This is a genomic window from Marinobacter sp. LV10R510-11A (assembly GCF_900215155.1).
In the GTDB taxonomy this organism is placed as follows: domain Bacteria; phylum Pseudomonadota; class Gammaproteobacteria; order Pseudomonadales; family Oleiphilaceae; genus Marinobacter.
Window position 1 is genome coordinate 4,094,945 of record NZ_LT907980.1, and the last position, 26,522, is coordinate 4,121,466.

27 protein-coding genes are annotated in these 26,522 nt (G+C 53.8%); 11 read left to right on the forward strand and 16 right to left on the reverse strand.

What is annotated here, in order from left to right; all coding sequences use genetic code 11:
• Positions 1-11 precede the first annotated feature (11 nt).
• Complete coding sequence (locus tag CPH80_RS19770; RefSeq protein WP_096280646.1) at positions 12-1,508, reverse strand: M17 family metallopeptidase; 1,497 nt, start codon at positions 1,506-1,508, stop codon at positions 12-14.
• 98 nt (positions 1,509-1,606) lie between these two features.
• On the opposite strand from CPH80_RS19770, the gene CPH80_RS19775 reads away from it, so the two are divergent.
• The gene (locus CPH80_RS19775) at positions 1,607-2,527 is read left to right on the forward strand and encodes an alpha/beta fold hydrolase (RefSeq protein ID WP_227520268.1); all 921 of its coding nucleotides are present in this window, start codon (positions 1,607-1,609) and stop codon (positions 2,525-2,527) included.
• 423 nt (positions 2,528-2,950) lie between these two features.
• On the opposite strand, the gene CPH80_RS19785 is transcribed toward CPH80_RS19775, so the two are convergent.
• Positions 2,951-4,189, reverse strand: coding sequence for a hypothetical protein (locus CPH80_RS19785; protein ID WP_096281821.1), 1,239 nt, complete (start codon positions 4,187-4,189; stop codon positions 2,951-2,953).
• 253 nt (positions 4,190-4,442) lie between these two features.
• Complete coding sequence (locus CPH80_RS19790; protein WP_096280652.1) at positions 4,443-5,585, reverse strand: cytochrome P450; 1,143 nt, start codon at positions 5,583-5,585, stop codon at positions 4,443-4,445.
• Between the two features lie 220 nt (positions 5,586-5,805).
• On the opposite strand from CPH80_RS19790, the gene CPH80_RS19795 reads away from it, so the two are divergent.
• Genes CPH80_RS19795 through CPH80_RS19805 form a run of 3 tightly spaced genes read left to right on the forward strand, consistent with a single transcriptional unit; the run spans position 5,806 to position 7,259 of the window.
• A complete protein-coding gene (locus CPH80_RS19795; RefSeq protein WP_096280655.1) occupies positions 5,806-6,411 on the forward strand; it encodes a class I SAM-dependent methyltransferase in 606 nt (201 codons plus the stop codon).
• Positions 6,412-6,463: 52 nt separating this feature from the next.
• Complete coding sequence (locus CPH80_RS19800) at positions 6,464-6,808, forward strand: PBPRA1643 family SWIM/SEC-C metal-binding motif protein (RefSeq protein ID WP_096280657.1); 345 nt, start codon at positions 6,464-6,466, stop codon at positions 6,806-6,808.
• 19 nt (positions 6,809-6,827) lie between these two features.
• On the forward strand, positions 6,828-7,259 hold the full coding sequence (locus CPH80_RS19805) for a DUF3010 family protein (RefSeq protein ID WP_096280660.1): 432 nt from the start codon (positions 6,828-6,830) through the stop codon (positions 7,257-7,259).
• Positions 7,260-7,295: 36 nt separating this feature from the next.
• Here the strand turns inward: CPH80_RS19805 and CPH80_RS19810 are convergent, their stop codons facing one another.
• Positions 7,296-7,739, reverse strand: a complete 444-nt coding sequence (locus tag CPH80_RS19810) for a YtoQ family protein (RefSeq protein WP_096280662.1) — start codon at positions 7,737-7,739, stop codon at positions 7,296-7,298.
• Positions 7,740-7,825: 86 nt separating this feature from the next.
• Entirely contained in the window at positions 7,826-8,335 is a 510-nt protein-coding gene (locus CPH80_RS19815) for an acyl-CoA thioesterase (protein ID WP_096280665.1), read from the reverse strand.
• A gap of 145 nt (positions 8,336-8,480) precedes the next feature.
• Here CPH80_RS19815 and CPH80_RS19820 point away from each other — a divergent pair, with 145 nt between their 5' ends.
• Positions 8,481-9,443: a DnaJ C-terminal domain-containing protein gene (locus CPH80_RS19820; RefSeq protein ID WP_096280668.1), complete on the forward strand. Its 963-nt coding sequence runs from the start codon at positions 8,481-8,483 to the stop codon at positions 9,441-9,443.
• A gap of 15 nt (positions 9,444-9,458) precedes the next feature.
• On the forward strand, positions 9,459-9,806 hold the full coding sequence (locus CPH80_RS19825) for a chaperone modulator CbpM (RefSeq protein WP_096280670.1): 348 nt from the start codon (positions 9,459-9,461) through the stop codon (positions 9,804-9,806).
• A 21-nt stretch (positions 9,807-9,827) separates the two neighbouring features.
• Here CPH80_RS19825 and CPH80_RS21785 read toward each other — a convergent pair whose 3' ends face one another.
• A complete protein-coding gene (locus tag CPH80_RS21785; protein WP_143752938.1) occupies positions 9,828-10,001 on the reverse strand; it encodes a DUF6435 family protein in 174 nt (57 codons plus the stop codon).
• A gap of 210 nt (positions 10,002-10,211) precedes the next feature.
• Here CPH80_RS21785 and CPH80_RS19830 point away from each other — a divergent pair, with 210 nt between their 5' ends.
• Both CPH80_RS19830 and CPH80_RS23065 read left to right on the forward strand, forming a co-directional pair.
• The gene (locus CPH80_RS19830; RefSeq protein WP_096280673.1) at positions 10,212-10,613 is read left to right on the forward strand and encodes a hypothetical protein; all 402 of its coding nucleotides are present in this window, start codon (positions 10,212-10,214) and stop codon (positions 10,611-10,613) included.
• Between the two features lie 225 nt (positions 10,614-10,838).
• The gene (locus CPH80_RS23065; RefSeq protein WP_096280677.1) at positions 10,839-12,545 is read left to right on the forward strand and encodes a methyl-accepting chemotaxis protein; all 1,707 of its coding nucleotides are present in this window, start codon (positions 10,839-10,841) and stop codon (positions 12,543-12,545) included.
• A 37-nt stretch (positions 12,546-12,582) separates the two neighbouring features.
• On the opposite strand, the gene CPH80_RS19840 is transcribed toward CPH80_RS23065, so the two are convergent.
• Positions 12,583-13,548 (reverse strand): NAD(P)H-dependent flavin oxidoreductase, encoded by a 966-nt coding sequence (locus CPH80_RS19840; RefSeq protein WP_096280680.1) that lies wholly within the window; start codon positions 13,546-13,548, stop codon positions 12,583-12,585.
• Positions 13,549-13,678: 130 nt separating this feature from the next.
• On the opposite strand from CPH80_RS19840, the gene CPH80_RS19845 reads away from it, so the two are divergent.
• Positions 13,679-14,416: a DsbA family protein gene (locus CPH80_RS19845; protein WP_096280682.1), complete on the forward strand. Its 738-nt coding sequence runs from the start codon at positions 13,679-13,681 to the stop codon at positions 14,414-14,416.
• Between the two features lie 139 nt (positions 14,417-14,555).
• Positions 14,556-15,581: a rhodanese-related sulfurtransferase gene (locus CPH80_RS19850; RefSeq protein WP_096280684.1), complete on the forward strand. Its 1,026-nt coding sequence runs from the start codon at positions 14,556-14,558 to the stop codon at positions 15,579-15,581.
• A gap of 74 nt (positions 15,582-15,655) precedes the next feature.
• Here CPH80_RS19850 and CPH80_RS19855 read toward each other — a convergent pair whose 3' ends face one another.
• The 5 genes from CPH80_RS19855 to CPH80_RS19875 form a co-directional block, all read right to left on the reverse strand.
• Positions 15,656-16,603, reverse strand: coding sequence for a YbgA family protein (locus CPH80_RS19855; protein WP_096280687.1), 948 nt, complete (start codon positions 16,601-16,603; stop codon positions 15,656-15,658).
• Positions 16,600-18,861, reverse strand: a complete 2,262-nt coding sequence (locus tag CPH80_RS19860) for a glycosyltransferase (protein WP_096280690.1) — start codon at positions 18,859-18,861, stop codon at positions 16,600-16,602. Before CPH80_RS19860 ends, CPH80_RS19855 begins: the two co-directional genes overlap by 4 nt.
• Positions 18,858-19,916 carry a lysylphosphatidylglycerol synthase transmembrane domain-containing protein gene (locus CPH80_RS19865; protein ID WP_096280693.1) on the reverse strand — a complete coding sequence of 353 codons (1,059 nt, stop codon included), beginning with the start codon at positions 19,914-19,916 and terminating at the stop codon, positions 18,858-18,860. Before CPH80_RS19865 ends, CPH80_RS19860 begins: the two co-directional genes overlap by 4 nt.
• A gap of 39 nt (positions 19,917-19,955) precedes the next feature.
• Complete coding sequence (locus CPH80_RS19870) at positions 19,956-20,978, reverse strand: DUF6160 family protein (RefSeq protein ID WP_227520269.1); 1,023 nt, start codon at positions 20,976-20,978, stop codon at positions 19,956-19,958.
• 163 nt (positions 20,979-21,141) lie between these two features.
• Entirely contained in the window at positions 21,142-21,804 is a 663-nt protein-coding gene (locus CPH80_RS19875) for a GntR family transcriptional regulator (RefSeq protein ID WP_096280696.1), read from the reverse strand.
• Between the two features lie 197 nt (positions 21,805-22,001).
• Here CPH80_RS19875 and gloA point away from each other — a divergent pair, with 197 nt between their 5' ends.
• Positions 22,002-22,550, forward strand: coding sequence for a lactoylglutathione lyase (gene gloA, locus CPH80_RS19880; RefSeq protein WP_096280698.1), 549 nt, complete (start codon positions 22,002-22,004; stop codon positions 22,548-22,550).
• Here the strand turns inward: gloA and CPH80_RS19885 are convergent, their stop codons facing one another.
• The 4 genes from CPH80_RS19885 to CPH80_RS19900 are packed head-to-tail and all read right to left on the reverse strand — an operon-like array spanning position 22,551 to position 26,372.
• Positions 22,551-23,513 (reverse strand): DMT family transporter, encoded by a 963-nt coding sequence (locus CPH80_RS19885; protein WP_096280701.1) that lies wholly within the window; start codon positions 23,511-23,513, stop codon positions 22,551-22,553.
• The gene (locus CPH80_RS19890; RefSeq protein ID WP_096280704.1) at positions 23,510-24,163 is read right to left on the reverse strand and encodes a LutC/YkgG family protein; all 654 of its coding nucleotides are present in this window, start codon (positions 24,161-24,163) and stop codon (positions 23,510-23,512) included. Before CPH80_RS19890 ends, CPH80_RS19885 begins: the two co-directional genes overlap by 4 nt.
• On the reverse strand, positions 24,160-25,596 hold the full coding sequence (locus CPH80_RS19895) for a LutB/LldF family L-lactate oxidation iron-sulfur protein (RefSeq protein ID WP_096280707.1): 1,437 nt from the start codon (positions 25,594-25,596) through the stop codon (positions 24,160-24,162). Before CPH80_RS19895 ends, CPH80_RS19890 begins: the two co-directional genes overlap by 4 nt.
• Positions 25,593-26,372 (reverse strand): (Fe-S)-binding protein, encoded by a 780-nt coding sequence (locus tag CPH80_RS19900; RefSeq protein ID WP_096280709.1) that lies wholly within the window; start codon positions 26,370-26,372, stop codon positions 25,593-25,595. The genes CPH80_RS19895 and CPH80_RS19900 overlap by 4 nt, the downstream gene beginning before the upstream one ends.
• Positions 26,373-26,522 lie beyond the last annotated feature (150 nt).

Sequence of the window (26,522 nt, forward strand, 5' to 3'; positions counted from 1 at the left end):
GCTCCGCGGGGTTACCGAGATTCCTGCGCAATTCGTCTGATCCATTCTACGCCAAAGCGCACGCCGAATCCCTGTAGATCGGTGGGGATGTGCGCGAGCCCGCCCTTGTGGGTGCCGGATGAGGCCATGTCTACGTGAACCCAATCAACGTCCTTATCCACAAATTTCCCGAGAAAACGCGCCGCATAAAGGTGGTCGCCTGCTCCCGCTGTCCTGCACTGCAGAGTATCAGCGACGTCCGATTTTAGATCTTCGTCATAATCATCTTCGTAGGGGAAGGGCCAAACTCGTTCGCCACAGTGTTCCCCCGCCTGGATGATGGGTTCAACCCACTGCCGGCGGTTGGTGATTGCGCCGGCCATTCGCTGGCCCAAAGCCGAGACGACGGCGCCGGTGAGGGTGGCGTAATCGAGGATGGCTCTTGGCTTTTCCCGGCAAGCCAGGGCAAGGGTGTCCGCCAACACCATACGGCCTTCGGCATCGGTGTTGATCAATTCAATGGTGGTGCCATTCAGCGCGGTAACAACGTCATTGCACTTGACCGCATTTGGGCCGATGTGATTTTCCGCAAGCGCCATCCAGCAGTCCACAGGTTGGGTGAATTTGAGGCGCGTCAAAGCAAGCAGAGTTCCAAGTGCTACAGCGCTGCCCTGCATATCGCCGTGCATGCCCAGCATGCTGCCGCCCACTTTGAGGTTGGTGCCGCCGGTATCGAAACATATACCTTTACCAATGAGGGCAAACGGTTGTTCTTCAGAGCCCTTCGGCCGGTAACGCAGCCGCAGTATCCCGGCGTCCCGCACTGGGCTGGCCTCAACCACGGATAAAAAAGCGCCAGCCTTCAGTTTTTCCAGTTCGTCCAGGTCATAAAACTCAACTTCCCAGCCCTCGACCTTTGCCAGTGCTTCGGCGAAATTGCGATAAATTCCAGGTGTCAGATAGTTCCCGGGTAGCTGGGTCAGCCAGCGGGCTAGGTTGTTGCCCTCGGCGGTGGCCTTGGCGTAGCCAAAATCAGCTGCTTCGAACTCGCCAAAGAAGTTCATGGCTGCCAAGAGTGGCTTGTCAGTGGCTTTGCCAGACACTTTTGGCAGCTGGAATAGAGCAGCGTAGGCAGCGGAGACCAGTGCTTCGGCCATCACGCATGCCACATCCGCCTTGCTAAGGAGCGAGATTACATTGATCTTTTTCGAGCGCTCCTCCATTAGCGGTGCAATCAGTTTGCGTGCTTGGCTGAGGGCTTTGAATCCGCTGACATCGTCCTTCACAAAGGCAATGGCGGTGCGAGTCCCTCTGGGGCCGGAAATCAGTACCGGATTGGTGGCGGCTGGAAAATCAGCAAGGCGCAGCTTCAGGAAGTCGGCCCAGGGCGACTTGTTCAGGGCATTGTGCTTTTCTGCAGGCACCAGAAGTATAAGGCTCACTCCAAGGTCGAAATCCCAGGAGGCCGGTATGCGGTGATCTACATCCAGCTTCAGCGCCGGCAATTTCGGGAGTTCAGGTTTTATCATCTAGTGTGCTCCAAACAGTTTTAAATGTGGCTACGGGTAAGGATAGCTGTTATCCGTCTGGACAAGAGAGACTTGCGCCAATAAAGTTGAGTTTCGTTATGCAAACAGTTCACGAAAGCCAAAAACAACGAACGGCCCCGCTAATGTTTCTGAGCGATCCCAAGACACTGACCACACCTCGTGGCACGTTTACCTACCGCGACGCTGGCAGTGGGGCTCCACTTGTAATGATTCATGGCTGGCCCGAAAGTTCCTATTCATGGGAGCACATCGGCCGGCATTTGAAGATTGGCTTGCATGTAATCGCGCCGGATCTTCGTGGGCTGGGCGACAGTGAGCGAACGGTCGGCGAGGCGCATTACCACAAGGCGGAGCTGGCGCAAGATGTGATCAGCATGCTGGATGACCTTGGTATACAAAAGTTTCAGTTGGTGGGGCACGACTGGGGCGGCATTGTTGCACAGGAGGTTGCTCTGGCTATCCCTGAGCGGGTTACACGACTGGGTATCATGAACATTGCGGTGATCAACAATTTGAAAGGCAATATGGAAGTTGTTAATAAGGTACGTTCGAGCGGTGGGGCAATCTACTGGTATCAGCACTTCCAGCAGGTGCCTGGTATGGCAGAGGCGATGATTCCCGGAAATGAAAAGATCTGGCTTCGCTATTTCATGAGGGGTGCAGAACATCCTATTCCGGAGGACTCTTTGGCAGAATACGTGCGCATGTATTCTATCCCCGGTACACCGGGTGCCGCTGCCAACTACTATCGAACTTTCAACAACGACGCCAAACGCTGGGCCACCCTCACAGGTCACGTGTGGCCGATGCCGAGTATCTACATTTACGGCAACCGGGATAAGGTGATCATTCCCGAATACCTGAACCACATTGAAAGTTGCTTTGAAGATGTCCAGGTTGTTCAGGTGAAGGCCGGTCATTTTCTCCATGAAGAGAAACCAGAAGAGGTGGCTGGGCATATAAATGGCTTTTTTGAATCTACCCCGGCCGTGAAGTAACGCGTTAAAGGCTCCTATGAAATTTCCGATAGTTACCGTCACTCTTGTTTTAGCCGCGTTGGGGTTTGTTCTCTGGGATCAGACCCGCGAACAGCCACAGGCCGTTGATGCAAGCCGGTTCACCAACCTTTCGGCAAATCCCGCTAAGCTCAGTACAGCCGTGGATTGGATTGTTACTCAGGTGCCTTCTCTTTGCGAGAAAGCCACCGGCCAGGCCGAAGGCGCGGAGGCCTCTGCCAGCTGCGTTAAACAAGCTCAGTCGCGCACATCAACTTGTCGACGAGGGGTGTATGACCGCTTTCCGAGCGTTGTGGCTTCAAATGCTGTTTTTCGGGATCTTTCGATCACGTTGATAAATTGTCTTTTGCCGCCTTGGAAATAAGCATTCTCTCCCTGTTATCGCATGAACCTTCCATTGTTTTTTTAGGTGGTTGTTTCTACGAGTTCTTCTTCAGGGCCAACTCCTCTTTTCTCACTATCAGATTTCACTATCTTGGGAGGTTGCGGAGCCCAAGCTTTGAGCATTTGCCCTGCCTCTTGATAAAAATGCGGCACAGCCTTCTCCAGCTCCTCAACAAACACCTTGCGTCCACTAAACTTTCCGGCGACATCAACTTCGTAAACGATCTCAAGCGTCGTAGCCGCAGCGTTGGAGGTATCGGACTCTAGTAACTCTGGTGAGTCTCGCAAATCTATTAGCGGTTGATAGGTTGTCTCTGCTTTGCCGGGCCTTGTTGCGCGAATGTAAAAGCCTTTAGGGTCAGCCTTCTTCAATTGACGTAATAGCCAGTTAACCCTTGCTTTGGTGCTTTGCTTATCTTTAGGTGCTGTGAGACGCATTGAGCAGTAGATCATGCGTCTTTGTAGATCCGCTGTAACGTCAAGATCGGCTGCCGCATTAATAATGCCGAGAGAGCATTGTAAGGAAGGCGCTTTGCAGAAAGCGTCAGCATCGTCTTTCAGGCGTTTGGCGGGATCTAGTCGATGGTCATTTTTTAGTTTGAGCGATACGTCGCTGCTTGTGAGTCGGGACATGATTAGGCAAAGGTCACGCTGCTCCTGGTGCCAGGCAGCTATAGTGTTTTGAACCTCATCACTTGCTTTGGCAAGAGGTGCGTTGCTTTTAACTTTGTTTACAACATCTTTCCATTCGGAGTTCATTTGATCGAAATGACTGATGCCTGATTTGTCGCTTTCCAGATAGCGCAGTATCTCGCTGAGGATGAAGACTTGATCCTCGTCCTCAACGCCGTCGTTTTTGAGTAGCAGCTGACACTGGGTTCGAATAAATGCCCATGACCAGTGGTACAGGGCCACTGATTTAGTGGCATTCTTAGGCAGTTTTACCGGGTGATGAGTTGGAAGCGCAGCAAACTGGTTAGTAATCGTTATGACGGCATCCAGTTTGTGAGCTTTGGCTTGCTGTAGGTAGCGTGTCACTTGATCTTCACCGATCGTGTCGGTACCGATCTTCGCTTCTATCAAAGCTCGCCACTCGCGACGACCCGTGCGAAGGATCAGTAGTCCGTCCGGACGGTCTTTTTGTTTGATGGCCTTCTTGTCTTCGTTCTCAAAAACAACTTCAGTCCATGCCTCCATAGATGCGCTGGTTCCAACACGAACCCCGATAGATTTCAGCAGTGATTGGCGCAGTTCGAGCACTGAGCGTAGGCCTGCGAGCAAAACGGAAACCGATTTTTGTTCTCGGGCACTGTCTGCAGTAATCGGGATCAATCTGGCTGGCTCTCCGCCAGAAAGGAAGTCGGGGCGTTTGGTCACAGCTAGCTCCATGCTTTTATTAGATTTAGTTTCCTAACTAAGACTAGCAGTGATACTTGGTTGCGCCTGATTAAATGGTTAGGAATTGTAAAATGTTCTAAGGCGCTGGCTGTCCGTAAGCCGCAGTTCTGAAGCACTAGGTTAGCACCACCGGCACCCGGTGATATCCGCCCACCGGTGCTACTTCTCGCTCTGGCGGTTGGTCTGGCACCAACTCAATCGTTTGCACCGAGGCGAGCAAGGTCTGTAATGCGATCCTAAGCTCCCAGGTTGCTAACAGTCGGCCAGGGCACGCGTGCTTCCCGGCGCCGTAGATAAGGTTCGCTGCGGCATTGCCTTCAGGATCAAACTGATTGTTGCCGAACACGGCCTCGTCGCGGTTGGCGGATGTCCAGTTTAGTTTTACCATTGCACCGCTAGGTATATCCCTACCGCCGATGTGAACGGGGCAGGTGGTTACGCGCCGATTGGATACAAATGGATTGTCGAGACGCAGTATCTCGTTGATGATCGCCTCAACTTCGGCATCGGGCGCTGCTCTTAGCCGAACCACAAGTTCTGGGTGCTGGGCTATGTGTGCGATGAGTACGCCGACACACAGGGCAATGGAGCCCAAGTCGCCGCCTGTCCAGTTGCGTAGAATTGAGACCAATTCTGGCTCTGTTAGCAGCTGCCCGTTTACTGTCTCACGGCAGAGTTTTGTGGTTAGGTCGTCGGGCGCCTTGTCGCCGGCTGCACGGCGAGGCTGGATGACCGAGCGGATTATCTCATCAAACTGTTCAGCCACGCCTGCTGCCCAATCGCGGTCGCCGGAGCGTGTGGCGGCATGGTTCTCGCCCATCCAGGCTAAAAGCCGCGGCTCCAGCTCTGCAGGCCATCCCAGCCAGGCACACTGTGCGCGTACTGCAAACACTGCGCCGATGTCGTTCACGGCATCCAATACCTGGCCTCTGGGCAATACCGCCATCAGTTGGGAGGCGACGCGTTTGAACACGGGTATGAACGGCTCCAGCGCGTCACGGCTTAGGTGGCGCTCGATAACGTGCCGGTATCGCGTGTGTTCTTCTCCGTCTAGCCCGTTGGGTACTTGCAGGTAACGAGAGACCTGGCTAGAGAAGCGTTCGTGATCTTGTGCGGCGGCAAGAACGTCGGCGTGCCGGAGCAGCACCCATTCACCCTTACTGTTTCGCACCACAGGGTGTTTAGGGCGCAGCTCATCGGTGTAGGCACGCAAGTCGCGACCGGCGGCGGATAAATCATCTGGCATATGGTCGGTCATATTGAATCCTTCGCCGTTAAACTAAGTTGTCTACCTAGCATAACTGCAGTTGTTCAAATCGAAAATCCGGGAGAGCAATGTCTTCATGATTTGCATCACTCGCCGCAGATTTGGATGAATCAGTGTCCAAAGCATGCAATAGACAGGGTAGTTCTATCTTGAAGCTCGCCGAGATGTCGTACAGAATCAGATAAATCAGAATCACCCTGCTGAGGCACCTATGAGCAAAGACTTTTTCGCCCACAAGGCGCACATCTACGAACAGAGCCCGGATCGTGTTGATAATGTAACCAACATCGCCAACACAATCCTTGATAAAACGAAGCTGGAGCCATCCATGCACCTGCTGGATTTTGGCTCCGGGACGGGATTGCTGCTGGAACGCATTGCGCACCATGTAAGGAAGATCACGGCGGTGGATATATCGCCCTCCATGAACAAGCAGCTGGCGGAGAAGCAGGGCAAGCTGGCCTGTGAGCTTGAGGTTCGGGAACTGGATCTGGAAACGCAGACTATGGCGGATCGTTTTGATGGCATCATTTCCTCCATGACCATGCACCACGTGCGGGACATTGGCGCCATGTTCCGCCGCTTCCATGAGCTGGTGAAACCGGGTGGTTTTATTGCCATATCCGATCTGGACAAGGAAGACGGCTCCTTCCATACCGAAGATACCGGAGTGTTCCATTTCGGATTCGACCGGGAAGAGATTGCCTCTGCTGCCAGTCAGGCGGGCTTTGAAAACGTGGAAGTGGTGTCGGCCAGTATGATCGAGAGGGAAACCGGAGATTACGCTGTGTTTTTGCTGATCGCCTCCAAGCGTTAGCCAATGGTATTCTAGGCGCTAATTTCCTCCTCCCATATCCCGGGTTTTCAACATGTCAGACAAATTTTTCTTCAAAGGCCGGCAGGATGCGCGCCAGCACCATACTACCCATGGCGGCTTCCAGACCAATGCCAGTCAAAAAAGCGGCAGCAAAAAATTCCCGTTGAAGCTTGTGGTAACCAGTGGAGCCCGCAAGCGCGAGATTGAAGCTCTGGTGGCAAAGGCTAACTTGCACGCGGATATCGCGCTCGATACTAACGAGGTCGCCGTTGAGTCAGTCGCAGAGCTTACGGCCATTCTGAATAAAGGCAGTACGATCACACAGGCAAAAGCGCCTTCCCGTAATGATCCTTGCAGTTGCGGAAGTGGTCTCAAATTCAAGAAGTGCTGTGCCTGATACCCAGAGAGGAGTACCCATGCTTGTTTGTGGTGTTGAACTGAGCGGTAGCGATGCCGTGGTGTGTTTGTTGAATCTGGACACGGGGCAGTTCAGCCTGCCGGAGAGCAAGGTTCGCAAAATCACACTGAAGAAGAAACACACACGTGAAGACCTGCAGCAGTTTCAGGCGTCTTTTGCGGCGTTTTTAGCGGAACACAACGTAAAGAAAGTGGCAATTAAAGAGCGTATGCCCAAAGGCAAGTTTGCCGGTGGTGCCATCAGCTTCAAAATGGAAGCCGCTATTCAGTTGATGCCAGGGGTGGATGTTGAGGTTTGCCTACTCCCGCCTGCGACCATAAAATCCACGCTGTCTGCCAAGCCGCTGCCTATTCCGTTTGCGCAGACTGGCTTGAAGGTGTTTCAGGAAACAGCGTTTGTTGCGGCTTATGCGGGGCATCTGGCGAGATAGCTGCGGGTGCTGCTCTTCGCCAGATGATCCAGGTTTTTACTGTGCGGTTGTCACGTACTTCAAAATCTCAACCACTTGCTCAGGAGTCTGCGCCCACGCCATGGCGGATGCGTCTACTTCCTTTAATGGGTGAATAATGTCGTCGTTGTGCAAAGTGACATAGGGCGCACCCATAGCAGCACAGAAGCCGGCATCAAAGGCCGCGTTCCACTGCTTGTACTTGTCACCGAAGCGGATCACTGCCAGGTCGCACTGCTCCAGCAGCGTTTTGGTGCGAATGCTATTCACCTTGGATGACTGGTGGTCGCGCCAGAATCCCACGTCCGGCTTGCCCAGCATATCGCCTGCGGCATCGCTGGCGTCGTGATTGGTCACCGGTGCGTTGAATTCCACAGGCAACCCAGCCGCTTCTGCCCCAGCCTGAATCTGCTCGCGCCAGTCAGTATGGATTTCGCCAGAGAGATAGACAGTCCAAATCATGGAGTTCTCCTAAATAACGTTGGTAGGGGAGGTTTGAACCTGCGAGACCCTACCATAGCTGGCGGATTTACAGAATCTCAGCTCGGTTAAGTGCTTTCGTTTTCCGCTGCTTTCGCCAATTCCGCTCGTGTTTTCAATCGCCCCTCTCTGCGAATTTCGGCATTCTCAAAACGTCGCTTTTGTGAGCTTGTTTCGGGTATCACCGCAGGAACATCTACGGGCTTGTCGTTCTTGTCCAGGGCTACGAATGTGAAGAAGGCAGACAGAATATGGCGGGTTTCGCCGGTGTAGCTGTTCTCGGCTTCAACGCGAGCGCCGATTTCCATAGAGGACCCCCAGCTGCGATTTAGCGATAAGCTAAACAGCAAGGTGTCGTTGCCCTTAGCGGGGGCGCGAAAGTGAATGGAATCCACTGCTGCGGTCACGCATACGTGAGCGGAGTGACGTTCGGCAACCACCAGTGACAAGCGATCGCACTTTGCCATGATCATGCCGCCGAATACGGTGTCGTGGGCGTTCATGTCATTGGGGAAAACCTTGTAAACGTGCTTCTCAATGGCGGATGCGGATACGGGTTTCGAAGGCTTATCAGACATACAATCCTTTCTCTGCTTTGGTTTTAGGCTAAGGTTGCTTAAGGCTACTACATCTTTGAAAGCGCGGCGCTGAGCTTGTATTTCTAGCGTTCGCGCCAATCATATATAACCAGAGAACAATCTTTGACCAGATGCGAGGAGTTCAATGGACTTCAAAGATTATTACGCTGTACTCGGAGTGAGTGAAACTGCCTCTCCCGAGGAGATTAAAAAATCCTATAGGAAGCTGGCCCGAAAGTACCACCCGGATGTCAGTAAAGAGGATAACGCCGACGAGAAGTTCAAAGATCTTGGCGAGGCGTACGAGGTGCTGAAAGACCCGGAGAAGCGTGGCGAGTACGACCAACTGCGCAAACACGGCCCCGAGTCAGACGGCTCGTTCCAGCCGCCTCCCGGCTGGCAGAGCCAATCCGGGTTTGGTGGCGGCGGTTATACCGAGGCGGACTCCCGCCAATTCAGTGATTTTTTCGAACAAATGTTTGGCGGTGGTCGCGGCGCTGGTCATAGCGCCGGCGGTGGTTTTCGGCAGAATGTGCGCAGGCGTGGTGAAGATGTGCACGCCCGCTTGTCGCTGTTTTTGGAGGAAGTATTCCACGGCTCTGACAAGCAGGTTTCCTTTACCGTACATGAGGCAGACGGGCAGGGCCGCATCGTTGCACGCCTGAAAACTCTGAAAGTTAAAATCCCCGCAGGTATGCGCGAAGGGCAGCATCTGCGCCTGAAAGGCCAAGGGTCGCCTGGTATGGGTGGTGGTGAGTCGGGGGATTTGTTGATTGAAATTGAGCTGGCACCTCACCCGTTGTTCAGTGTTGAAGGCCGGGATGTTGTCGTTACTATTCCAATAACGCCTTGGGAGGCCGCATTGGGTGCGACTATCACTGTGCCCACAGTGGGCTCAAAGGTGAATGTGAAAGTGCCCAAGGGAACCTCTTCGGGCCGCAAGCTGCGTCTCAAGGGCAAAGGCTTGCCGGGCAAGCACCTGGGTGATCAGTTGGTTACCCTGCAAATAGCGGTGCCGGAGCAGCATTCCGAAGAGGCAGAAAAACTCTACGAACAGCTCGCCGAAGCCGAGAAAGCGTTCGATCCACGCAGCAAACTCCATCTGTGAAGGGGAGAGTAAAGGATGAGTGAGAAAGACAGTATTCTGACCGTTGAGGTGATGGACTCCGATGGCAGTACCTTCACCCTTCACGAGGTGTGTCTGCGCGGTGAGTGCCATGCAGAATTTGTAATCAAACTGGTGAGTTACGGTATTATTGCGCCTGTGGAGCCGGCAACCGAGGTTCGGCAGTGGATGTTCGATGTGGCCGCCCTTGCTCGGCTGAACAAGGCCTTGCGTTTGCAGCGAGACTTAAAGATGAACCTACCGGGGCTGGCCATGTCTTTGGAACTTCTGGACGAAGTGCAGGATATGCGAAAGGAAATGGAGCGAGTTAAACGCCAGTTACGGCAACTGACGGGGGAGTGGTAAGCCTTTTTTGCAAAGCCTATTTTACTGATTTTCGTCGAGTGCCCTGATCTCGACGTAAATCTTTTCCGCCTCTTCCATTAGGGTTCCGTGGCTCCTTAAATCCCCATTGCGCTGCGCATGCAGCGCTTTTTCCAGTTTGGCTTCGTACGCTTTCTGCAGCTTTTTTCTCGGATTACCCTTCAGAAATCCCAACATGTTTCCGCCTCGATTTACGTCTGTGTTCAGGATTTTACGCTTGTTCTGTCTGAAAGTTCACAAAACAAACGCACTCTTTGCGGGACAAAAACGGTAAATGGGTTTAACTTCCCTTGGCATGAGTCGTTCAGAACAAGTGTCAGTGTTTTCTATTTTGAGGAACCACCTTTTACAGAAGCACCCCAGCCCAGCTCTAAAAGAGAGATCATCGTGAACTCCAGCAGCCAGCCCAAATTTGTGTACCGTTGGGAACCTACCGAACTCACAAACACCATATTGTCTGCTCCCAGCCGTGAAGTCGTGAGCCATTGGATCAGTGCCATGGCATTTCTTGATGAGAATCTGCATCCGGTTCTACTAGCGGTAAGCCACCAGAGCGAGCCCACCTTCAACCAGCTTGTACAGGCTGTGAACCCGGGACTTACTCCCCCCGTGGTTCTCAATGAGCTGTTGCACAAAGGCATTGTAGAGCAGTTAGATAGCGGCCACGTACTGCTCAGGCGATGCTCCTATGTGCACGACGTTCCGAGTTTTGAGACTTCACCTAAGGTAAGGCGCCAAACGCATAGCCCTGGCCGAAGTGTAGGAAGGCGACAGAGCGATGAAACCTGAGATAACTATCGCTTTCTTTGAAGCGCTCACGGACTCGCATCAGCCCCGAGCAATAAAACCGTGGCACTCCACATCCTCTGTCTACCTTTAAAGATCCGCAACAAAACCCTACATAAAGAAGCTCCTCTTTCTCGCTTGTTTTGCTACAACTGTGGCTAGCCCCATCGTAGAGGGTAAATAAACAAATACCCTAAATGCTTGAGTAAACGTGATAGCGGAGTTCATATGGCCTCTCGTTTCCTAAAAAGTTTGATTTCCAGCAGGCTATTTCGACCTGTCTTTTTGGTTTTGATTGTCGCGGGGCTGGCACAGGTTGTGTTCAGCCAGTGGCTAATCTCCGAACAGGTTGATCGCTTGGTAAATACCGCCGGCTCAGCGCTTGAAGCGAGCAGTGCTAAGCTCAGCGACTCGTTTGAAACAACCCGGGACGATGTTCGTTTGCGGTTGGAAGCCATGCGGGAGGAAAGCACTGGCGAACTGGCTAATGAACTTACGCGCCAGCAAACCGATCAGCAGGAACGAATTGCAGAGAATGTGCGCAGCGCGGTTATGGCTGAAACACAGGGGTTGGCAGAGGTGCTGGCGGCGGTTGCGGCGCCGCTAATTTGGGACAGAGATATCCCGCGGTTGACCGGTTTGGTGGAGCTGGCAGACGCCAGAGATTCAGTGCTGTTTGCTGTGTATTTCGATCAGTATGGTGAGCGCATGACTCGGTACGTTGACCGCACTGATGAGCGCGTGGTCAAACTAATGGAGCAGGGTGAGGGCCGTGGTGCGGCCAACCGTGTGCTGGATGCGGCAAGCCGTGACCCGAATATTGTCATCATAACCGCAGACATAAAGCCAAAAGGCTCCGCTATCGGGCAGTTGAAACTTGGGTTGTCATTGGAAGGGATTAACCGCGATCTGGTTCAGTTGAAAGAAGAGTTCAGCGCGACTCTGGCGGGCACTATCGATGCGTCAGGGCAGAGGCTTGAAACTGAAACCGATCAAGTTAATCAGCGGCTTCAACAGCAGCTTTCGGCCATGGGGGCAGACACGCAATCGAGCATTAGCGACACGGTGGACGCCCTTCGGCAGGAGGCATCGGGCCTTTCGTCCAGCCTCACCGTGGTTGCTGTGAGTTCCATGGTTATTCTCTTAATTCTGATGGCTGCTGTGCTTGGGGGTGGGGTGTTGCCCCGTATTCTGCGCCTGAACTCGGCTATTCGTGGTATCGCGGATGGTGAGGCCGATCTAACCCGCCGCGTGAACCTGAAGGGCAACGACGAACTGACCGAAATGGCCCGAGGTGTTAACCAGTTTATCGCCCGCATTCAAGGGCTGGTATCTGATGTTAAAAGTTCTGCAGAATCTGCAGTCGGGCAGGCGCAGGCTCAGGGAGAGGTCAGCACGCTCAACACCCAAAGCACAGAGATTACATCCGTGCTGTCAGTGATTGGCGCCATTGCTCAGCAGACGAACCTTCTAGCCCTTAATGCGGCCATTGAGGCCGCGAGGGCGGGGGAGTCTGGTCGTGGCTTTGCGGTTGTTGCCGATGAGGTAAGAACCTTGGCGAGCCGAACCCAGCAATCCACCACAGAAATTGAAGCCATCATTGCGAAGTTGCAGCAGGGCAGCAAGCAGGCTGTATCGGTGATCGCTGAAGTGTCTGAGCAGGTTACGGAATCGTCTGCGGAGTTCCGCCGGGCGGATGAGCATTTCGATCAGATCAATCAGTTGCTCAATAGTTTGCAGGAGCAAGCCCTGAGTATTTCGTCTGTTGCGGAGCGCGAAGGCCAGCAGGCAGGCAAACTCAGCGTCAGCATTGAGCATATTGCCCGCTCATCTTCGACCACTGTTGAAGCGATTCAGCGCTCTGACTATGCCAGCTCGAAAATCAGCGAGCTGCTTGCGGCACTTCAAGCCAAGGCATCCCAATTCCGCGTGTGACGGGACGGGAGGCCTTGGTGTAGCGCGCTGTGTTTGTTTAACCGCAGATACGCCCCCGTGCGTCTGCATATTCCTGCTTGAGCCGCGACACCAGAGCCTGAACACTGACTACGTCGTTGATCTGGCTGACACCTTGGCCAGCTGACCATACCGTTTTCCAAGCTTTGGCTTCTTCATCCATCGGTTTGAGCTTTTCACCGTAATTGATCTCACCGGCTTGGTTTAATTTGTCCATAGGGAAGCCTGCGGCCTCCAAGCTTTGCCGCATGAAGCTGGCAGGTATGCCTGAAACCGCCGGGGTATGAATGATATCGCCGGATACAGACTCAATAATCATATTGCGGTAGGCATCTTCCGCTCTGGATTCCGTGGTGTTGATGAAGCGTGTGCCCATGTAGGCCAAATCTGCGCCAACTGCCTGCGCAGCAAGCAGATCTTCGCCGTGGGAAAGCCCGCCTGCCAGTAAAATAGTGCCCTTAAACACTTCGCGAATTTCGTGAACCAGCACAAACGGATTGGTGGTGCCCGCATGGCCACCGGCGCCGGCTGCAACCGCGATAATGCCGTCTACGCCTGCCTCGGCTGCTTTACGGGCGTGCTTCTGGTTGGTTACATCGTGGAATACTACACCGCCATAGCTGTGAACGGCCTCTACCACCTGGCTTGCAGCGCCCAGTGATGTGATGATGATGGGCACTTGGTGTTTTACGCACAGCTCCAAATCAGCCTGCCAGCGCGGGTTGGAGCGATGTACGATAAGGTTGACGGCGTAGGGGGCGATGTTGGCTTCGGGGTTTTCTTCTTTCAGCTTCCTGAGACCCTCAGTCATCTGAATCAGCCACTCTTCAAACTCGTCGCTCGTGCGCTGGTTGAGAGCGGGAAAGCTGCCAACTATGCCTTCCCGGCAGCACGCAAGCGCCAGTTCGGGGCCGGATATCAGGAACATGGGGGCTGCGATAAGGGGTAAGTTGAGGGAATCTGTGCGAAAAGCGGGAAGTGACATGAGATCGCCTTCATTTGTATTGGAAATTTTGTAGGATATAAAGGATCTTAGCTTGCCTGAGCGATCGTGGGAATGATCGCCGGATAGACAAACACCGAGTTACCTCTCGAAAACAACAAAGGAGTACACAATGGGTGAAGCTAAACGTCGTAAGCAAACTGGCGCACCACCGCCGCCGCCTCCGAAGGCCAGCTCACGAAAGCCGTTGGTTATAGGCGTAAGCGTGCTGGTTTTGGCTGCCATTGTTCTGGGTGTCTTTTTCCTGACCGCATCGCCTAAGCCGACGTCGGATGCGTTACCGGTTGCTGCACCTAATGCGGAAGCCTTTCCAGCGGAGCTGGATCAGTATGGCGTTTCGGTGGGCGCTGAAGACGCGCCGGTTGTTGTGCGGGAGTTTGCGGATTTCCAGTGCCCGGCCTGCGGCATGTTCGCGGAGGCCAGCAAGCGCCTGAAACAGGAATATGTGGAGGCAGGGCAGGTTCGCTTTGTGTATTTTGACCTGCCATTGCGGCAGCACCAGAATGCCTTTCCGGCGGCCCAGGCTGCTCGCTGCGCTGGCGACCAAGGGGCTTACTGGAAAATGCACGAACGCCTCTACGATTCGCAGTATGAATGGAGTGGTTCGAACGACCCTATTGCCACCTTTACGCGTTATGGCAACGATTTAGGCTTGGAAGAGCGCCGCTTTCGCCTGTGTATGACAAGCGAGCTGCATCGGGAAGCCGTTGAAGAAAGCCGTCGTGTTGCCATGCGGTTGCAGGTGACCAGCACGCCAACGGTACTGGTGGATAACATTCGCCTTACTCGGCCGGGTTGGGGGCAGCTTTCAGCTCTTGTGAAGCGGGAGCTTTCTAGCACTAACAAATAAGTATTTGATTCTGGCCTCGGTCAGTCCTGACTTGAACATAAGCCAGAGTGGGTTAAAATCTGCACCCTCTCTGGTTTATACCTTCCAGATAACCAAACCCATGCTCCGGATTTACGATCCGGCCCGCAGGAGACCCCCCATGAGCAACAACGTTGTTGTCTGTGCGCTTTATAAGTTCGCCGTTCTGAATGATTACAAAACCCTTCGTCAGCCACTGCTGGATACCATGCTGACCAACGGTGTGCATGGCACCCTGTTGCTGGCCCGTGAAGGCATTAACGGCACAATTGCCGGAAGCCGCAGCGGTATTGATGCGGTACAGGCCTGGCTGGCCAACGATGAGCGCTTTAAGGGTATTGATTACAAAGAATCCTTCGTAGATAGCCAGCCGTTCAAACGCACCAAGGTGAAGCTCAAGAAAGAGATCGTCACCATGGGCGTTGATGGCATAGATCCGAAGCGCATTGTGGGCACATACGTAGAGCCGACCGAGTGGAACGATTTGATTTCGGATCCGGACGTTCTACTTGTAGATACTCGCAATCAGTACGAAGTGGAAATTGGCACCTTCACGCACGCCGTTAATCCTGCCACGGATACGTTTCGAGAGTTTCCAGAGTATGTAAAGCAGAACCTTGACCCGGCAAAACATAAAAAAATTGCCATGTTCTGTACCGGTGGTATTCGGTGTGAAAAATCCACGGCGTACTTGAGAGAGCAGGGGTTTGAGGAGGTTTATCATCTTAAGGGCGGCATTCTGAAATACCTGGAGGAGGTGCCTGAAGAGCAAAGCCTCTGGAAAGGTGAATGTTTTGTATTTGACGACCGGGTTACCGTCAATCATCGTTTGGAGCGCGGCGGTTATGACCAGTGCCATGCTTGCCGTCGTCCGATTACGGAGGTTGATAAGCAACACTCTGGCTATCAAAAGGGGGTCAGCTGCCACCGGTGCATTGCCTCTCTGAGCGATGAGCAGAAGGCGCGTTTTGCCGAGCGGGAGCATCAGATGCGCCTGGCAGAGGCCCGTGGAGAGTCCCATGTGGGCGGTGAGGTTGCGCGTAACATTGCTGAGCGCAAAGCGCGCAAGAAGTCAGAACGTGAGCGCCATGCCGAAAAAAGCCTGAAAGGCGAGCGTCAGAACGCGAGCACTCATTCCTTGCCTTGATCTGTCGGCCGGTGCAGACGTGGAGAAGGAAACCATCACACTGGTTTGCGGCTTCTGAGCCCTAAGCCAGGGCCTTAAACCTTGTTCCTGAGCCCTAGCTCGTCTGGATAGGGGCTCAGGTACTGTTGCAGACGCAGGTAGTCAGCTGGCTCCCTGCGCTGTGCCATTCTCAGCAACGTCATGGGAACAATGAGCGGCACCTCGCCGCGGCCATACGCTTCAATTTGTTCAATCAAAACCTTGCGATCCTCGCCTTCCATGGCATCCCGCAGATACCCCATAAGGTGTTGCATCACGTTGATATGTGAGCCGCGACTTACTTTCTTGGTCATGGCATCCATAAACGCCTGAATGTAACGGCTCGCGATGGTTTCCAGTGCGTCTGATTTCAGGTCGCTCAACATGGGGCCAAGCTGCCGGTAAATCTTCTCCGAGTGCGCTAGCAATTGGAACTTGTGCCGAGTGTGAAAGCCGATCAGCGCCTTTGCACAAAGGTGCTCACCGGCGACGTTCTGCATCCAGTCGTCATAGGCAAATACCCGCTCGATGAAGTTCTCCCTGAGCGTGTCATCGTTTAGCCGACCTTCTTCTTCAACCGGCATAAGCGGGTAAGTGCGCATCAGTGCCTCGGCAAACATTCCCTGTCCGTCACGCCGCACTACTTGCCCCTCGGGGTTGTGGACTTTGATACGTTCCATGCCGCAGCTAGGGGATTTGGCCATCAGAATATAGCCGCGCAGATCGGCGAGATCGGGCAAAGCTCGATCTGTGAATGCCTGCATGGCGTCTGTGTGGTCGGCTGAGCCCTTCGTCTCTAGCAGTCGCATGCCATCCGGGTATTCGCGCAAATGAATGGCAGGGCGAGGTACACCCAAACCGGCTTCCAGCTCTGGACAGATGGAGCGGAAATCAAAATGCTGTGATAGTACCTGAGTGCAGTAACGGGAGTGTTTGTGGCCGCCATCATGGCGAACTTCTTTGCCTAGCAGACACGTGCTGATCCCCACAGGAATGCCGCTCATGCTTCTCTCAGTGCTTTTAACTTTTTATCTAGATTTTTGTAACGATTCTTATAACAGTGCGCCAGAGTAGTAGCGTAGATCTGGCGAACGTCCTTGGCAAACTGCTCCACCGAAAAGTCTTTGGCAAACGTGAGAGCCTGTTTGGAAAGCGTGTTTCGCAGTTCGTCATCCTCCAGCAATCGCTTTACCTTTGCGCACCACTGATCCTGCCTTTCTGGCGTTTTAAAGCCGTTGAACCCGTCGCGGACAACGTCGTCGATACCGCTGGAGCGCACGGCGACCACGGGCAGGCCCGCGGCCATCGCTTCCAGAATGACCATGCCCTGGGTTTCAGATTTGGAGGCGAACACAAAGGCGTCGCCCAAACGATACCAAACGGAGATGTCCTCAGGCGGTACCGCACCCACAAGCGTGATATGGGATTCCAGGCCAAGCTCCTGGATTTTGTGTTGAAGACGGCCTTTCTGGTGGCCGTCACCGATCATCAGAAAATGAAAGGGCTCACTCGTTTCCTGCCGCAGCGCATTGATTGCATCGATCATGAAGTCGATGTTTTTCTCGTTCGACAGCCGAGATACGCTAATGAAAATCTTTTCGTCGTTCAGTTTCAGTCTCTTGCGAAGCTCTGAAATCTCTTCATCCGTTACTGCCTGAAAACGTGTGTATTCAATTCCTGTGGGCTGAACGAACGTGGGTGTTTTCACACCGATCATCTTAAGGTATTCCTCGGTTGAGTCGGTGGGCACGATAACGCCATCGCATTTATTGGCGAAGCGTTTGATCAGCGCGTGTGAAATGAGGTTGCGGAAGATCAGCCCTGGCAGCGGCACAAAATGGGCGTAGTGCTCTAACCTGGTGTGGTAAGTGTAGATGGCAGGCACTTTGAGCCGGCGTGCCATGAATAGGCCGAGCGAGCCGAGCCAGATTGGGTGGTGTAGGTGGATGATATCGGGATGAAAGGCCCGAACTCGTTTGCGGATGTGGCCAAGAAAGATGTTAGCTAGCCGGAACTCGCGCTTCTCGCCCATAGTAAGAAGGGAAGGAACCCGGAGCACGTGATCTTCAACCTCCGGCTGGTCTTTATATCGCGGTGCCACAACCAGCAGTTTGTCGCCAAGGTTTTCAAGGCCTCGCCTCAGCCTGGCAATGGAGATGGGCACACCGCCAATAAACGGCAGGTAGTTGTTGGTGAACATGGCCACTCTTAACGGCTGCTCTAGCCAGGGCGTGGGGTCTAAATCGTAGTCCGGGTAGTAGTTCTTGCCGACAAAAATAATGGCGTAAAGTTTGATGGTGATGGCTGCAAAGATGGCCACGATCAGAAGGAAATTGACGTAGCCGGTATAAAAGAGCGAATAGACAAAGAACCATAGGCTTTCGAGGCGCTTCAACACCGGGTGCTGACCGACTTCAAGTTTTTGTAGTGTGTGGCTTACTCCGCCTTCTGGGCTTATGTCTACGCGCACAAAATGGTAGAAACTGGTGTCATCGTTCATTACCAGCCCACCTGCGCCGCCGGTGGTGATGAAAAGCGTGTTGCCCAGCTGCTTCTCGGAGTACAGCGAAAGGTTGGCAGAGAAAATTAGATCAATGTTGTGTTTCTTTACAGTATCAAGCAGTGCACTTCGGAATTCGGAGGGTGCCAGATAATCGCCAGGCTGGTCGAAGAGTGCGTCTTCCTTGGGTTTGAGCGGCGGGTGCCCGATAAATAGGATTCTGGCGTTCGAGGTGTCCTGGCTCAGCAGGTCATCCAGCCAACGCATCTGCCACTTCCAGGGGGTTTTTCCGGTGCTATCCAGAAAAATCAGCCGGCTGCTGCCGGCCTGAATGCTATAGAAGTGGGGCCCGAAGTGGTCATAAAAACGGAAGCTGCCGAAGTCCTCATATTCGTGGGCGCCAAACGTGAGCAGGTACGGAATGTGGAGGTGGCCGAGGCTTCCATAAAGGGCACGGTATTTGTCCTCACCACCGCCGCTAACGGCATTGCCGGCGGATACGAGAAAGTCCATTCCCGAAGCATTGAGCTCCGGAATAATGCGCTCTTCGAAAATACCGACGGAATTGTTGATGTTGCCAACCACTGCGAAACTGAATGGTTCGGTGGCAGATATGTCGCGATGAATCTGCTCTACCTGCTCGGTATGCATGCCCGCAAAGTCTTTCATGAAAAAGTTCAGGTAGGCTTTGTAACCCACCAGCAGTATTACGATTAGCAGGCAAAGATAGAACAGCAGCTTTAAGGGGTTTCGGAAGATCATCCGGAAGTCCTGCGATTTCTAATCAGTTCTCTTTGCAACACAATCAAGCCAACGATCATGCCCAGATAAATGGTGACCAAGCGCCAGCTCACAATAACCAGAATCAGATGGTTGCCTGAAAGGATATCGTTAAAGAAGCTGCCGAAAACACTTTCGGAAATACCAGAAGCACCGGGTGTGGGTGAGAAATACATAATAAACGTCGTCACAACCAGCAGCCCCAGTGATATCACGTAATTAACGTCGTAACCCAGGCTATAAATCAGCAGGGCGGGAAAGCTAAACAGGCTAAGAAGAAACACAGCCGTGAAAAGAACTGACAGCGCCACAAACAGCGGCCGGCCCCGCAGGTAGTCACTGAAGCTATGGGAAAAGCGTAGCATCTCTCGTCGCGCCTTGAACTGCCAGTGCTTATGGCGGGTATCGCTGATCAGATGCCAGCGGTTAAGAAGCCTCAGTAGGCTGCTGAGCGGCCCGATGAGCCAGCGAGTACGAAATAGCAGAACAATGAAAAAGCCAAGATACAACAGGATGAAGATGGCCAGTGCGAAGCCTAGATCGCCGGTGATCGCTTGGCCGTCAAACGCATCCAGTGTCAGCAGAAACACCGGCGTGAGGGAGAAGATGAAAAGCACGGCCAGCACTGTTCGGATGGTAGTAGCGGCGGTGGCTCTGCCCACTGGGATCCCATGGCGATGCAGATACCAGATCTGCGCGAAGCCGCCGCCGGTGGCCATAGGCGTAACGTTGGAGAAGAACAGGTTGATAAAAACCAAGCGAAATATAACGAGAAAGGACAAACGGTGCCCAAGTGCTCGCAGCGTGAAGTGCAAGCGCAAACCGTCGGAAATGAAATACACCAGCAACAGAGCGGCAACTGCAGCAAGGGCTTGTGGTGCAATCAGCTGGGTATCAAAGCTGATGTTATGCCCTGCGAATTGATCATATACGGTGTACAAGCCTGCAGCCGTTAGCACAATAAAGAGCAGGCTAAACAGTATAAGGCGTCGTGCAGAGGTTCGTTGCTGGTAGCTGGTGTCGCTGATGTCAGTCATGGGCTGCCCGTCAGTATGAGACCGGCAGTTTACAGGACTCTAGTGGCCATAAACCAACATGGTGGTGTCTGTAATGGCAAAGTCTGTGAACTGAACACTGCCTATACTGGTCCCGCCTACTTTGAATACGGGCATGTCAATGTCGGCTCGGAATTCGACGTCATGAATTGAAAGGCCTTCTTTGCCGGATACCGCCCCAGTGCGGCGGGAAAGCTTGGCAGTGGCGCTCGCCATGCCAAAGTGACCGAGGGTGTCATCGCCGCGCCGGTTATGAATCTGCAGACCTTCAATACCCACGGCTGCAAAATTGAACAACAGAATGACATCTGCAGCATCCCAGTTCAGGCTGCCGTTGGTGATTTCAAAGTGGGTGTCCAGCTGCAGTTCAGCCCCGGACACGACGTTACCATTGCTCAATGTGCGGTTTGAGCCGCTTGCGTTGCGGATAACCAAATCCGTAGGCCCTACATAGCCCTGCAACAGCACATCAGAAAATAGCGTGGCGGTACCTTCGGAGCCGTTGGCGGTAATGCTCTCCACCTCCAACTCAAAATCCACCGCCTGCAAGTAGTCGGTCAGGCTGGTGGGGTCGCCATAATCGGTTGCGCCTAAGTGTAAAACCAAGTCGCCGCTGTTGAACTGCTTGCCAAACTCGCCAGCTACAGAATACGTCGCCAACGCATCGGCAACATCGGCATTACTGGTGCTGAGAAGCCCCGCATTCGCCCGGCGAGCAATTTCTGAGAAACCGTGTTCAAGCACTTCACCGGTGCCTGCGATGTCCACGGTCAGCTTCATGTTGTCCAGAGTAGTATCGCCATGTCCGGAAAGCCGCATGTTGTTCACATTCAGCGAGCCTTCATCGGTCCAGGTCAGGCGATCAATATTGATTTTGGTTTCCAGCTCAATGGTCACACCGGCCTTGCCTGTTACCCCCGAAAGAGTGCCGTCATCCAATGGCTGAAATTCGGCCATTGCAGTCGTAGGCAAAGAGAGTGCAAGCACCCAGAGTGAAAGCGCTGTGGATCTGGTCGGGCGACGACAGGTGTGCGGCTTAATCATGATGGCCCCGGTTTCATGGTCTGTTTTGTTTTTATGGGTAGGGAGCTTTAACCAAGCTCCCCGGCCGCAGGGGACAGCGTAACCAATGCAGCGGGAATAGAGTTTCGTTACATATTGTTACGATAGGCAGGAAATGGCGATATGTCTGTGCGTTCAGTCACAATTATGCAGAAGACAAAGCACGCTGAATCATTACTTTCTGGTGCTCTGCAAAGTCCCGGATTACAGCTTGGGCCTTTTCTACATCCCGCGCCAATACCGCTTGCGGTAGGCGAGTGAAAAACTGGCTTGTTTGGTCCAGGTCACGGCGATAACGCTCAGCGCTCAGGTAGTAAGCACGGCTGACCGCTGGCTTAAAGTTTGAAAGCGCTTCGGTGAGATACGCATTGCCCACCAGCTCACAGCAGGCCTCCATCACCTCAAAACTGGCCTCCACCACAGCAGCAATATCCGCCGAAGGCTTTTTCATTTGCTCCACCGCATTGCCTACCACGGCCAGCATGCGGTCCCGGTCGCTCTCCTGCCAACGCTCACAGAGCCTTGTCGCAAGCATCATCAACAGGTGCATATAAACGTCGTACAACTCAGACGCATGATTGGCGTCCAGCCTTGATGCGGCGGCGCCTTTGCGGGGCGTAATTTCCACCAGGTGCCAGCGTTCAAGGGTATACAACGCCTCTTTTACGGAGGCGCGGCTGACCTTGAGCTCAGTAGCCAAGGTGGCTTCCTGTATGCGCTTACCAGGCTGTATCTGCCCGGTCATAATACGCTCTGCCAGGTAATTGGCGATTTGCTCCGCCAGGGTGTTGGGCACCTTGAAATCCATAAAGGTTCTCTGAACTGATCTTAAACCGGCGGGCCATGAGACGGCTCAGCTTCGGCAGGAGAATGTATGGGCGAGAGTTTATCACACCCCGTGGTCTGCCCATGAACCGCTATATAGGAAGCGCAGCCCTTGAAATTGAGCAAAAACGCACGCAGGTATACAACCTGAGTTTTTAAAAGCAAAAAAAGGGAAACCCGATGCCCAAGCATTTTGAGCAAGCCCCCGGCCTGCATGAAGAGTCAGTTCCAGAAACGGAAGGCTACGTTTTCAACCAGACCATGCTTCGCATCAAAGATCCTGAGCGATCCATGGACTTCTATACCCGGGTGATGGGAATGCGGCTAGTGCGCAAGCTGGATTTCCCGGAAATGAAGTTTACGCTTTACTTCTTGGGTTATCTTGACGAGCGGCAAGCGGGCCTCGTGCCGGCGGACGACGCGCACCGGACTACCTTCACGTTCGGGCGCGAAGCTATGTTGGAGCTGACTCATAATTGGGGCACCGAAAACGACAATGATTTTACCTATCACAATGGCAACGACGAGCCCCAAGGTTTTGGCCATATAGGTATTGCCGTGCCTGAGGTCTACACTGCGTGCGAGCGTTTCGAGAGATTGGGCGTTGAGTTCGCCAAGAAGCCCGATGACGGCAAGATGAAAGGCTTGGCCTTTATCAAAGACCCTGACGGCTACTGGATCGAGATACTGCAGCCAAGCATGCTGGAAAAACAGCGTAAGAACGACTGATCAGGCTGAAGTCTTCGGGTCGTTCTTCGGGGCGGCACCGGATTTTCTACCATAGCGCGAGGCCACAATCACCGCAGCGGTGAGTATCAGTGCGCCTGCAATGCCAATCGGCCCCAAAACCTCCTCCAGAAATATCCAAGCAAGCAAAGCGACAAACAGTGGCTCCAGCGTAACGATAATGCTGGATAGCGTGGCTGGTGTGGTTTTCATACCTGCAAAGAAGCTCACGTAGCCGATGCATGTGGGCACAACGCCGATAAAAGCCACCATCAGCCAGTGCCTGAGTTCAAGATTTTCAATCCCGTCAAAGCCACCGCTGAGCAAAACCACGGGCAGCAGAATAAGCGCGGCTGTAAAAAAGCAGATGAATGCGGTGGTAAAAACTGGCGTGCCTTTGGAGCTGTAGCGGCTTGTTAGCGTGAACCCTGTGTAAACCAGCGCAGCCAGAAGCGCCATAAGTATGCCGGCAAGGCGAAGTGTGCCGCTAGTGTCCATATCGCTGAGAACCAGCATGGCGGTGCCTATAACGGCGGTAATCAGCGCCATAATGGTCAGCAGCCCAGGCTTTTCTCCCAGTAGCGGAGCCGCAAGTATCGCGACCAGCACCGGCGGCAGACACAGGGCAATCAGCGTGGCGATGCCGGCGCCGGTCAGATCGACTGCGAGCAGATAGCTGCCTTGGTAAATGGCCTGAAAAAGGCCAAGCGCGGCAAGGGGCGCAAGGGATTTCATATCCAATTGCCGAAGGGAGCTGCCAGGTGTTGCTGTATCTGTGTTGGCTTTCTTGAGCTGCCGTTGTTCTCTGCGCATCAGCATCCAGAAAAACGGCAAAGCAACGGCCAGCCTGAGAAAGGCGAGAGAGGTGGCATGCAGCTCAGTCTCGGTAAACAGGAATTTTGCAACGATCCCCGTGGTCGCCCAAAGCAGGGCTGCCAGGGCGATTAGCAGAGCGCCTCGAATCATTCTATAACCAGTATGATCAGTTCTTTGGGGCCGTGAACACCGTAAGCTAGGGTCTGTTCAATATCGGCAGTTTTAGATGGCCCGGAGATTAGCAGAGCATTTGTTGGCATGCCAGACGCCCAGTTTTGGGCGCCCATGGCTTCGTGAAAGGTTGTATAGAGCTCGGAGGCTTCCAGCACCGCAATATGGATGGGCGGCACCAGGCTCATCAAGCGAGGTTCGTCTGGTGTTGGCCACAGAATCAGTGATCCGGTTTCGGCAATTCCGCCCCTAGTGGAGGTGATGCTGGCATCTACATCGTTGAACAGATGGGATTGCCAGCTTTCGATAGGCTCGTTATAGATCAGCAGTTCTGGTAGATCCTCCCGCGCGGAGTCACGTAATGCGTGGCCTATTTGGTGTGCGGCGGGGATCAACAGGCTGCGGACGCCTCGGGAGGAAAGAATGTCGGTAAGCTGCCCGATCCAGGATTCCTGCGTACACCGATACACCTCTCCGTGCACGGATTCTATGGTTTTCTGAAACTTCTCAATGCGCTCAGCCGTTGAAGAGGCAGGCCGCTGCAGTACCGTGAAGTCACATTCCGGAGCAGTCAGTTCGCCGCCACTGCGGTTGCGCAAGCTTTGTAAAATGGTGTCTCGGGAGTTCATTGGCCGCGCTCCTTCATGCGCTCGTGGAGTGTTTTGGCGGCCAGTTTTGGTGCCGTTCGGTATCGCGTCCAGCCACCCAGTTGCCCCGGTTGTAGCTTGCGCAGGCGTGCTGCTACTGCCGTACCAAACCGATAAACGGCTGGGCGTGCATGCATCCAGCTCCAGCCTTTCCATACCAGCGCTTCCAGAGTGCTACGTTTCGCACCGTGGCCGCGTACTTTGGCGGGGTTGAGCTTATCGCCGTCCACAGATTCCTGGCGCAGGCGCACTAGCAAGTCCGGTATCGGGATTTTGACGGGGCACACCTCACCACAGGCACCGCAGAGACTTGAAGCCGTGGGCAGGTGTCGGCCTTCATCCAGCCCGATAAGGTGGGGCATGAGAATCTTACCGATAGGGCCGGGATAGGTGGTGCCGTAGGTGTGGCCACCCACGCGGGTATAAACCGGGCAATGGTTCATGCAAGCGCCACAGCGTATACAGCGCAGGGTATCCAGCAGTTCGTCATCCTGATAAATCGACGAACGGCCGTTATCCACCAGCACCAGGTGGACTTCTTCTGGGCCGTCGAGCTCTTCCGGCTTGCGCGGGCCAGAGATCATGTTGAAGTAAGTGGTGATGTGCTGCCCGGTGGCCGAACGGGTCAGCAGGGCCAGCAACGGCGCCACATCTTCCAGGTTGCCCACCACTTTCTCTATGCCGGTAACGGCAATATGGCAGGGCGGCACCGTGGTGGTCATGCGGCCGTTGCCTTCATTCTCCACCAGGCAAAGCGTGCCGGTTTCGGCGACCGCGAAGTTCACACCGGACACACCCACATCCGCATTCATGAACTTTTCACGTAGCTGCTGGCGGGCGCTGGCGGTTAGGTATTCCACATCGTTAGAAAGATCGGTGCCGGTTTTTTCGTGCAACAGCTCGGAAATCTCACCGGTATTTTTGTGGATCGCGGGCATGATGATGTGGGAGGGCGTTTCGCCGGCAAGTTGAACGATGTATTCGCCCAAATCCGATTCTAGAGCTTCAATGCCACGTTCTTCGAGGTAATGATTCAGTTCCATTTCCTCAGAGACCATGGATTTGCCTTTGATGACCGTTTTGGCATTCCGGGCGACACAGATATCCCGGACAATCTGGCAGGCTTCGTCGCCATCAATCGCCCAATGCACTTTGATGCCGTTTTCGGTAAGTTTTTTCTCAAGCTGTTCGAGCAGATCCGGAAGGTTAGCCAACGCTCGCACACGGATGTTGGCGCCCAGGTCTCTCAACGCTTCCAGATCCCAACCTTCAAAGGCGTCTTTACGCTTGGTGATCAACCCGTCCATAGCTTTGCGGAAGTTCTGGCGTATCTTTGGGTCCGCAATGGCCGCCCGGGCACGGGGGTGGAATTCTTTTACGTCGATGTGGTGAGGGTCTTGGGTTGATTGAGTCATGATCTGCCCCCACCACCTGGACTTGTGCGTTCCCAGAGGAAACTCAAAATATGCTGGCCTGCGAGGGGCTTTCGGTTTTTCTCGGCGTAACCCGCAATGTTCATTAGGCAACCGCAATCTGTGGTCACGAACTCCCCGGCACCGGTATCGGTAAGGGTGTCCACTTTCTCGCTGACCATCGCGCCAGAAATCTCAGGATGGCGCACGGCAAACGTGCCACCAAACCCGCAACACTCCTCAGCGCGCGCCTGTTCTACCAGGTTTACGTTTTGCAGTTGCCCTAGCAGCCGAGGGCCGACTTCAGCCGCGCCCATCTCACGGCGAGCCGAACAGGAAGTGTGCATGGCCACGGTGGTGGGCTCGCCCAGATCTTCCAGCTTTATGTGGCAAACGTTAAGAAGAAAATCTGTCAGTTCCCAGGTTCGGGCAGCGATTTCCACAGCTTTTGTTTCCTGATCGGTATGCTTGAACAGGCTGGGGTAGTGTTTGCGCATCATCCCGCCACAGGAGCCCGAGGGCACTACAATGGGCCAGTCTTCAGGGAATAAGTTGAGCTGGGCCTTGGCAACCGCCCGGGCTTCATCATGATAGCCGGACGTATAGGCAGGCTGGCCGCAACAGGTCTGATCTTCAGGAAAGCTGACCTTAATGCCTTCACGTTCAAGTAGTTGTATGCCTGCCATGCCTGCATCTGGGTAGAACATATCTATCAAGCAGGTTGCGTAAAAATACACGTGCGAGGGTTTTGGCGGGTAAATCTTAATGGGGTCAGCCATAGCGTGCCACTCGAGCCGGTTGGAGTTCTTATGCGGTAATCATAGGGCGGCGGGAGTGAGGTTGCCAGACGACTTTTGTGGTGTAGGGGGCAGGGTTGCAGGTGGAAATGCGCAAGAGCGGCGGCCAGAAGCCGCCGCTCTTGCCAAGTG

What these genes read in the sequence shown, in the direction of transcription:
- CPH80_RS19770 (WP_096280646.1), bottom strand. Translation starts at nt 1,508, where the DNA reads ATGATAAAACCTGAACTCCCGAAATTGCCGGCGCTGAAGCTGGATGTA.
- CPH80_RS19775 (WP_227520268.1), top strand. Translation starts at nt 1,607, where the DNA reads ATGCAAACAGTTCACGAAAGCCAAAAACAACGAACGGCCCCGCTAATG.
- CPH80_RS19790 (WP_096280652.1), bottom strand. Translation starts at nt 5,585, where the DNA reads ATGACCGACCATATGCCAGATGATTTATCCGCCGCCGGTCGCGACTTG.
- CPH80_RS19795 (WP_096280655.1), top strand. Translation starts at nt 5,806, where the DNA reads ATGAGCAAAGACTTTTTCGCCCACAAGGCGCACATCTACGAACAGAGC.
- CPH80_RS19800 (WP_096280657.1), top strand. Translation starts at nt 6,464, where the DNA reads ATGTCAGACAAATTTTTCTTCAAAGGCCGGCAGGATGCGCGCCAGCAC.
- CPH80_RS19805 (WP_096280660.1), top strand. Translation starts at nt 6,828, where the DNA reads ATGCTTGTTTGTGGTGTTGAACTGAGCGGTAGCGATGCCGTGGTGTGT.
- CPH80_RS19810 (WP_096280662.1), bottom strand. Translation starts at nt 7,739, where the DNA reads ATGATTTGGACTGTCTATCTCTCTGGCGAAATCCATACTGACTGGCGC.
- CPH80_RS19815 (WP_096280665.1), bottom strand. Translation starts at nt 8,335, where the DNA reads ATGTCTGATAAGCCTTCGAAACCCGTATCCGCATCCGCCATTGAGAAG.
- CPH80_RS19820 (WP_096280668.1), top strand. Translation starts at nt 8,481, where the DNA reads ATGGACTTCAAAGATTATTACGCTGTACTCGGAGTGAGTGAAACTGCC.
- CPH80_RS19825 (WP_096280670.1), top strand. Translation starts at nt 9,459, where the DNA reads ATGAGTGAGAAAGACAGTATTCTGACCGTTGAGGTGATGGACTCCGAT.
- CPH80_RS21785 (WP_143752938.1), bottom strand. Translation starts at nt 10,001, where the DNA reads ATGTTGGGATTTCTGAAGGGTAATCCGAGAAAAAAGCTGCAGAAAGCG.
- CPH80_RS23065 (WP_096280677.1), top strand. Translation starts at nt 10,839, where the DNA reads ATGGCCTCTCGTTTCCTAAAAAGTTTGATTTCCAGCAGGCTATTTCGA.
- CPH80_RS19840 (WP_096280680.1), bottom strand. Translation starts at nt 13,548, where the DNA reads ATGTCACTTCCCGCTTTTCGCACAGATTCCCTCAACTTACCCCTTATC.
- CPH80_RS19845 (WP_096280682.1), top strand. Translation starts at nt 13,679, where the DNA reads ATGGGTGAAGCTAAACGTCGTAAGCAAACTGGCGCACCACCGCCGCCG.
- CPH80_RS19850 (WP_096280684.1), top strand. Translation starts at nt 14,556, where the DNA reads ATGAGCAACAACGTTGTTGTCTGTGCGCTTTATAAGTTCGCCGTTCTG.
- CPH80_RS19855 (WP_096280687.1), bottom strand. Translation starts at nt 16,603, where the DNA reads ATGAGCGGCATTCCTGTGGGGATCAGCACGTGTCTGCTAGGCAAAGAA.
- CPH80_RS19860 (WP_096280690.1), bottom strand. Translation starts at nt 18,861, where the DNA reads ATGATCTTCCGAAACCCCTTAAAGCTGCTGTTCTATCTTTGCCTGCTA.
- CPH80_RS19865 (WP_096280693.1), bottom strand. Translation starts at nt 19,916, where the DNA reads ATGACTGACATCAGCGACACCAGCTACCAGCAACGAACCTCTGCACGA.
- CPH80_RS19870 (WP_227520269.1), bottom strand. Translation starts at nt 20,978, where the DNA reads ATGATTAAGCCGCACACCTGTCGTCGCCCGACCAGATCCACAGCGCTT.
- CPH80_RS19875 (WP_096280696.1), bottom strand. Translation starts at nt 21,804, where the DNA reads ATGGATTTCAAGGTGCCCAACACCCTGGCGGAGCAAATCGCCAATTAC.
- gloA (WP_096280698.1), top strand. Translation starts at nt 22,002, where the DNA reads ATGCCCAAGCATTTTGAGCAAGCCCCCGGCCTGCATGAAGAGTCAGTT.
- CPH80_RS19885 (WP_096280701.1), bottom strand. Translation starts at nt 23,513, where the DNA reads ATGATTCGAGGCGCTCTGCTAATCGCCCTGGCAGCCCTGCTTTGGGCG.
- CPH80_RS19890 (WP_096280704.1), bottom strand. Translation starts at nt 24,163, where the DNA reads ATGAACTCCCGAGACACCATTTTACAAAGCTTGCGCAACCGCAGTGGC.
- CPH80_RS19895 (WP_096280707.1), bottom strand. Translation starts at nt 25,596, where the DNA reads ATGACTCAATCAACCCAAGACCCTCACCACATCGACGTAAAAGAATTC.
- CPH80_RS19900 (WP_096280709.1), bottom strand. Translation starts at nt 26,372, where the DNA reads ATGGCTGACCCCATTAAGATTTACCCGCCAAAACCCTCGCACGTGTAT.